This is a genomic window from Burkholderia vietnamiensis LMG 10929 (assembly GCF_000959445.1).
GTDB classification, from domain to species: domain Bacteria; phylum Pseudomonadota; class Gammaproteobacteria; order Burkholderiales; family Burkholderiaceae; genus Burkholderia; species Burkholderia vietnamiensis.
Genome location: NZ_CP009632.1, coordinates 713,934 through 720,868, shown reverse-complemented (window position 1 = coordinate 720,868; position 6,935 = coordinate 713,934). Strand labels below are relative to the sequence as shown.

Genomic DNA, 6,935 nt, shown 5'->3' with positions numbered 1-6,935 from the left:
GTTTCGCGTAGGCGATCGATCCGCGCTTCTATTGCGGAATGCGCGCGTGATCGCCGGCGTGCGGTTGTTGCGTGGCGGTGGGCGCGTATGGGTCGAGCAGCGACACGACGACCTTGCGCTCGCCTTCGAACGGGTTGCGGCCGTGGGCGAATCGCATGTTGTCGACGAGCAGGACATCGCCTCGTTGCCACGCAAACGTGATCGCGCATTCGCGGAACGCGTTGCGGACGTGCTCGATGTCGGCGAGATCGAGCGGCTGGCCGTCGCCGTAGCACGCGTTGCGCGGCACGCGGTCAAGGCCGAACAGGCTGACGATGGAGCTGGCGAGCGAGGCTTCGAGGTTCGAGATGTGAAACAGATGCGCCTGATTGAAGAACACCCGCTCGCCGGTGACGGGATGGTAGGCCACGCCCTGATTGATCTGGACGGTGCGCAGCGTGTCGTCGTCGAGCCATTCGAACGCGATGTCGTGGTCCGCGCAGAACGCCGCGACCCGGCTGCGGTCGCGCGTCTGAAAGACGGTTTCCCACGGAATGTCGACATGGCTGCGGTAGTGCCTGACATAGCGGACTTGCTTCGTCTCGAACGCGTCCAGGAGCCGCGGCCCGATTCGGCGGGTCACTTCGCGCATGTCGGCAATCGGCGTTTCGCCGCCGCTCGCGGCCGGCGTCAGGCAGCAGAACGCCACGCTGAGCGGCCAGCTGCGCTGATACGCGTTTTCGCAATGCAGTGCGATCGTCTCGCTCGGCGGATACTCGGTGGCCGTGAAGATGCCATTGCCGACCGACGTGCGCGGCGTGGAGCGATAGACGTAGTCGGACTTGTGGCTTGAAACCGCATTGACGAACGCGTCGAAGTCGCTCACGGATGAAACGTCGAAGCCGCGGAACAGCAGCGCGCCGTGCTCGTGTAGCCGCGCTTCGAGTGCCGGCCGATTGGCATTCACCGCCGCTGCGATATCGCGCTCGTTCGACGCAGGTTCCAGCAGCCACGGAGAACTCCCGTCGGCAAGCAGCTTGCGTTCCGTCATGCCCTGCATCGTGTGTGTTCCTTTCTGGACCCGAGCCGCAGCCGGCCGGAATGCGTGGTCGCGCCGCGGCGCGGCTATGCGCGGCAGGCCGTTTCCACGGCATGCTCGAAGCGATTGAGAACCTCGTGGGCGTCCGGCTCGGACAGGATCAGCGGCGGCAGAAACCTGAGCACCGCGCCGTTGCGTCCGCCGGTTTCGATGACGAGGCCATTGCGCAGGCAGTTCTGCTTGATGGCTTTGGCGAGCGCCCCATCGGCCGGGCCGGCGCGGCCGTCGCTGCCCGGCGCGACGACTTCGGCGCCGATCATCAGGCCGCGGCCGCGGATCTGGCCAAGGCACGCAAACCGTTGCGCCAGCGCCTCGAGGCCCGCGAGCAGCAGCTTGCCGACGCGCTCGGCGTGCGCCGACAACCCGTCCCGTTCGACGATCTGCATGGTCGTCAGGCCGGCCACCATCGCGATCTGGTTGCCGCGGAACGTGCCGGCGTGCGCGCCGGCCGGCCAGGTGTCGAGGCGCTCGTCGTAGACCACGACCGACAACGGATAGCCGCCGCCGAATGCCTTCGACAACACCAGCACGTCGGGGCGGATGCCGGAATGCTCGATCGCGAACATCGCGCCGGTTCTGCCGAGCCCCGTCTGCACTTCGTCGACGATCAGCGGGATTTCATGCCGCAGCGTCAGCTCGCGCAGCTCGATCAGCCACGCGTCGGAGGCGGGGATGCAGCCGCCTTCGCCTTGCACGACCTCGACGATGACGGCCGCCGGCTTCGGTATGCCGCTCTCCGGGTCCGACAGGACGGTCCGGATATAGTTGATGCTCAGTCGATCGGTGGCCGATCCGTCCGTGCCGAACGGGCAGCGGAACGCATACGGAAACGGCAGGAAATGCACGTCCTGCCCGGTGGCGCCGGCCGGTTTGGGCGTGAGCTTGCCCGTCACGGCGAGCGCGCCCGCCGTCATCCCGTGATACGCGCCGTGAAACGCCATGACCGTCGAGCGGCCCGTATGGTGCCGGGTCAGCTTGAGCGCCGCTTCGACGCCGTCCGCGCCGCTCGGGCTGCAGAACTGGATCTTGCCGGTTCTGGCGAGCGCGGCGGGCAACAGCGAGAACAGCTGCTCGACGAACGCGTGCTTGGCCGGCGTACCGAGGTCGAGCGCCTGCTGCATCTGATCGGACGACAGAAACCGCATGACGGCTTCGTTGACTTCCGGGTGATTGTGTCCGAGCGCGAGCGTGCCCGCATTCGACAGACAGTCGATGTATTCCTGCCCGTCCGAGTCGCGTATGCGGACGCCCTTGGCATGGGTAAACAGCCGCGGAATGGAGGTCGCGTAGGTTCGCGCCTTCGATTCGACACGCTTCAGATACTCGAGTTTTTCCATGCGCGGAGATCCGGCTTGCGATACGGAGTGAGGAACACTGGCGCGCGAGAATCGCTCGATCTCCGCCAATGGTGTAACGGCACGGTGTGATTGGAGCATGGACGCCATAGCGCGTCTGTCACGTAAAAATGGGACATTGCGCTGCGCGCGTCACCGCGTGAGGCCATCGTCGTGCCGGTCGTCGTCCGGTCGCTTCGATGCGCGGCATCAAGCGGGCAGAGTCGAGCGGAAATATTCGATGGTCCGTCGCAGACCGGCTTCGAGCCCGACCGTCGGCACCCAGTCGAGGTGGGTGCGTGCGAGGCCGATATCGGGGCAGCGCTGGGTCGGATCGTCCTGCGGCAGCGGTCGGAACACGAGCCGCGATTTCGAACCGGTCAGGCGCAAGATCACTTGCGCAAGTTCGCTGACCGCGATCTCGTGCGGATTGCCGAGATTGATCGGCCCGGTGAGATCCGCGGGCGTGGCCATCATTCGGATCAGGCCGTCGACCATGTCGTCGACATAGCAGAACGCGCGGGTCTGGCTGCCATCGCCATACAGCGTGATGTCGTCGCCGCGCAGCGCCTGCACGATGAAGTTGGACACCACGCGGCCGTCGTTCGGATGCATGCGCGGGCCATACGTGTTGAAGATGCGTACGACCTTGATCTGGACGTTTTGCTGGCGGTGATAGTCGAAGAACAGCGTCTCCGCGCAGCGTTTTCCTTCGTCGTAGCAGGCGCGCGGGCCGAGCGGGCTGACGTTGCCGCGATAGCTCTCGGGCTGCGGATGCACGTCGGGGTCGCCGTACACCTCGCTGGTCGACGTTTGCAGCACGCGGGCATGCGTGCGTCGCGCGAGCCCCAGCATGTTGATCGCGCCCATCACACTGGTTTTGGTCGTCTGCACCGGATCGAACTGGTAGTGGATCGGCGAAGCGGGGCAGGCGAGGTTGTAGATCTCGTCCACCTCCACGTACAGCGGAAAGGTGACGTCGTGGCGCAGCGCCTCGAAGCTCGGGTTGCCGAGCAGCGCCGCCACGTTCCGCTTCGTACCGGTGAAGTAATTGTCGACGCACAGCACATCGTTGCCGAGTTCGACCAGTCGCTCGCAGAGATGCGAACCGAGGAAACCCGCGCCGCCTGTTACGAGGATTCGCTTTCGATTACTTTGCACAATGGCACCCCAAAAGTTTCGCGCGCCCGGCGGCGGCTGGGCCGATCGGGCGCGCGGGCCGTTTCGTTCGCCGATCGCGACGATCGGCCGGTGATGCGTTTCAAGCGTTCGACGCGATGCAGTGCGCGTGCCGCAGGCGCGCCGCGATGATGCCGGCCATCGTCCGCATTTCGCTTCGCAGGAAGAAGTGATCGCCTTCGATGACGTGGAAATCGAAGTGCCCGGCCGTCGCGGCGCGCCAGCCTGCAACAGAATCGACCGGAGCATGCGTATCTGCGCGGCCGGCGAACGCGGTGATGTCCACCGCCAGTTGGCACCCCGGCTCGGGCCGGTAGTTTTCGATCAGCGCGAAATCCGCACGCAGGGCCGGCATCAGCAGCGCCATCAGCTCGTCGTTCTCCAGGACGGGCTTCGGCGTGCCGCCCATTTCGTGCAAGGCGTCGATGAAGGCGCGATCGTCGAGCGCCTGCATGCGACGACCCGGTCGCGCGTTGCCCGGTGCGGCGCGGCCGCTCACGAACAGATGGCGCAGGTTCGGGCGCACGTCGGCGGGAAGCCGCAGCGCCAGTTCCGCGGCGATCGCCGCGCCCATGCTGTGGCCGAGTAACGAGAACGGGCGATCGAAGCAGTCGCGCAGGTCGCGCAGCAACGTGTCGATCAACGTCGACATGTCGCGTGCGGCTGGCTCGGACAAGCGGCTGCCGCGGCCTGCGAGCTCGTGTCGGTATACGTCGATGCCGGGCAACAAGGCTTCGAGAGGGCGATAGACGGCGGCCGAGCCGCCGGCGTAGGGGAAGCAGATCAGGCGCATGCGGGCGGGGAGCTTGCTTCGGACGTATCGTTGCGCGCGCGGCGGGGAGTCACGTGATGGCGGGATGTCGTCATTGAGGTTCCACTCGCTGTTGTCGTCGCGATGCGTTGGCGATTTCGGCTCGGCAGGAAAGCGGCGCGATTGCCCTGCGCGGGTCTCGCTCGGTTCCCGGTTGCTGGGGCGTCAGCGCTTTGCAACGGCAGCATGGCGAATACGCCTGAAGTCGCGAAGGCGGTCGTTCAGTTCATGAAGATTCGATCGCAGTGCCGCTCGGTTTCAGCATGCACGCGATACGGTTCGGCATGAGTTAAACATGAGGGCGCGTCGGTGTATGTCGTAGGAAAACGGGACGGGCGGAGTGCCCCGTCGCAGTTGCCGTAGCGTTGGAGATGCGCCGGCGGGGCTTCTGAGTTACCGAGGGTCGATTGGGTCTGACGCCGATCTTCCTTCCGGCGAGCTCGTGATGTTCGTCTGGGTGCGATAGTTAACCGAGCCAGACGAGCAGCTAAACGTTGATCCGTGGCGTGACGTTGAAACCGGCTGGAACGCTACGATCGATCTGCCGCTTTGGACTGCAACCGAAGGTCCCCGGGCGAGGTTCTAATGCTACTAGATGCCTCCGCTTCGCCGTGAAGATCCATGTGATCTTGCGCTATACGCTCGCTCATGTCGAAGGACTGCGCCTCACGATGCGGGAGGGAGGCGTCCATACCATTTCTCTCAAGAATACGAGCCTCCACAAAATCCGGTGCGGTTCAAGTTGATACCTTCCATATGAGTGGGAGCGATTCGCCGCAGCTGGTCCGCTTCTGTCGGTTGGCGATGGTCGACTGGCGTGAGATAGCCGCGTGCCACGCGGCATCAAGCAAGTGCGAGTTGTGATGTGCGCGAGGACTCCTTTTCGGATCGTTCCCCCGCATAGAGCATAATGAAGGCCTCTCAGGTTCTGGCGAGCTTCTCATTCGCCGGAGCTATTTCGGCCGCCCCGATGGGACGGCCGTTTTTTTGTGTGTGCCGAACCCGATAATTTCGAGATAAGGGGGGTGCCCCTATGTGTTTCGTCAAGCGTTAGGGACTGACTTGGGTTGGTAAATGGTGCCGTCGCGCAGCATGGCGAACAGAACGTCGCAGCGTCGCCGCGCGAGCGCGATGAGCGCTTGGTTATGACGCTTGCCTTGCTGGATCTTGCGCGAGTAATAGGCCCGTGAGACTGGGTCCCGCAAGGCCGCGAAGGCGGATAGGAATAAGGCGCGCTTGAGCACCTTGTTGCCGCGTCTGGATGGATGTTCACCGCGTATCGATGAACCTGAGCGTCGGGTAACCGGCGCGAGGCCGGCGTAGGCCGCCAGATGCGCCGCCGAAGCGAACGCCTTATGAGCGACCTCGGTCAGGAGTCTGGCGGCGGTCCTGACGCCGACTCCCGGCATGCTGGTCAGGACCGGCCAAAGAGGGTGAGCAAGCACCAATCGCTCCACTTCGGCAGCGATCTCGTCGCGTTGCTTACGCAATGCCGCAAGCTGCTGGGCTAAACGGGGCATGACGATGGTGGCGGCTTGCGTGCCGGGCACGGTCACGGCTTGTTCGCTCAGTGCCTGAACGATTTCGGCCGCTAAGCCTTTGCCCATGCGCGGAGCGAGCTTGGTCAGGCGATTGGCGAGCGTCTTCTCGCTGGTGCCGGCAAGCGCGGCGGGCGACGGATAGCGCTCAAGCAGATCGAGTACCGCTGGATGGTCAAGGCGCGGTCCGAGAACACGCTCGAGCGCCGGATGGATCTGGGTAAGCAGCCCGCGAATGCGGTTGCTGGTTTGCGTGACCTGAGCGGCGAGGTCGTCATCGAAGCCGCAGAGCATGGTGAGTTCGGCGAGTTGCTCGTCGGCCAGTCGAAGCGAGCGCAGCGTATGCGGCATCGAGCGAGCGGCTGCGGCGATGATCGCGGCGTCGCGGGCATCGGTCTTGGCTTCGCCGGCGTGCAAATCAGCGATGCGGCGCATGGCCAGTCCGGGCAGATAGGCGACGAGTACGCCTTCAGCGCGGGCGACGGCTACAGGAAGCGCGCCGATGGTGGAAGGCTGATCGACGACGAACAGCAGTCGACCGTGAGTCTTGAGTTCGGCGATGAGGGCGCGCAGTTTGGCCTCGTCGTTGGGGAGAGCCTTGTTGTACAAGCGCTTACCGTTCCGATCGAGTGCCACGGCGTGATGGTGGCCCTTACCGACATCGACGCCGACAAAGACATCGACGGCGTCACGTTGTTGAGTGTCTTGCATCGAAGTTTCTGCAGAGTGAACGGATTGGCCTGCAACAACGGTGGCAAGTCTCGGCATCCACGTTACGGACGGCGTCGGGATATCCCGGCCAAACCCCTATCAGCGATCACCAGCCACCCACCAGGCCCGGTGACAACACCCCCCGGATCATGACTGCGACTGGGGGCGGGAATCATGCCGGGCCTGGCTGGCCAAAACCCCGATTATCGGGGCGTGAAGATAGTAACGGGGGCGAACGTCCGGTTAAAATCGTCCCCTCTACCTCTTGGACACTGCACCGATTA

The 6,935-nt window shown here is 64.4% G+C and carries 5 protein-coding genes; all 5 read right to left on the bottom strand.

Features of this window, described 5'->3' with window-relative positions; genetic code table 11:
- Positions 1 to 28 precede the first annotated feature (28 nt).
- The 5 genes from AK36_RS28195 to AK36_RS28175 all read right to left on the bottom strand — a co-directional run bounded on the left by AK36_RS28195 (position 29) and on the right by AK36_RS28175 (position 6,651).
- A complete protein-coding gene (locus AK36_RS28195) occupies positions 29 to 1,039 on the bottom strand; it encodes a TauD/TfdA family dioxygenase (protein ID WP_045579756.1) in 1,011 nt (336 codons plus the stop codon).
- Between the two features lie 65 nt (positions 1,040 to 1,104).
- Positions 1,105 to 2,415: a diaminobutyrate--2-oxoglutarate transaminase family protein gene (locus tag AK36_RS28190; RefSeq protein ID WP_045579755.1), complete on the bottom strand. Its 1,311-nt coding sequence runs from the start codon at positions 2,413 to 2,415 to the stop codon at positions 1,105 to 1,107.
- 207 nt (positions 2,416 to 2,622) lie between these two features.
- Positions 2,623 to 3,573 (bottom strand): UDP-glucuronic acid decarboxylase family protein, encoded by a 951-nt coding sequence (locus tag AK36_RS28185; protein WP_045579754.1) that lies wholly within the window; start codon positions 3,571 to 3,573, stop codon positions 2,623 to 2,625.
- Positions 3,574 to 3,673: 100 nt separating this feature from the next.
- The gene (locus tag AK36_RS28180) at positions 3,674 to 4,384 is read right to left on the bottom strand and encodes a thioesterase II family protein (protein ID WP_052691598.1); all 711 of its coding nucleotides are present in this window, start codon (positions 4,382 to 4,384) and stop codon (positions 3,674 to 3,676) included.
- A gap of 1,061 nt (positions 4,385 to 5,445) precedes the next feature.
- On the bottom strand, positions 5,446 to 6,651 hold the full coding sequence (locus tag AK36_RS28175; protein ID WP_014725327.1) for an IS110-like element ISBma3 family transposase: 1,206 nt from the start codon (positions 6,649 to 6,651) through the stop codon (positions 5,446 to 5,448).
- Between the last annotated feature and the right edge of the window lie 284 nt (positions 6,652 to 6,935).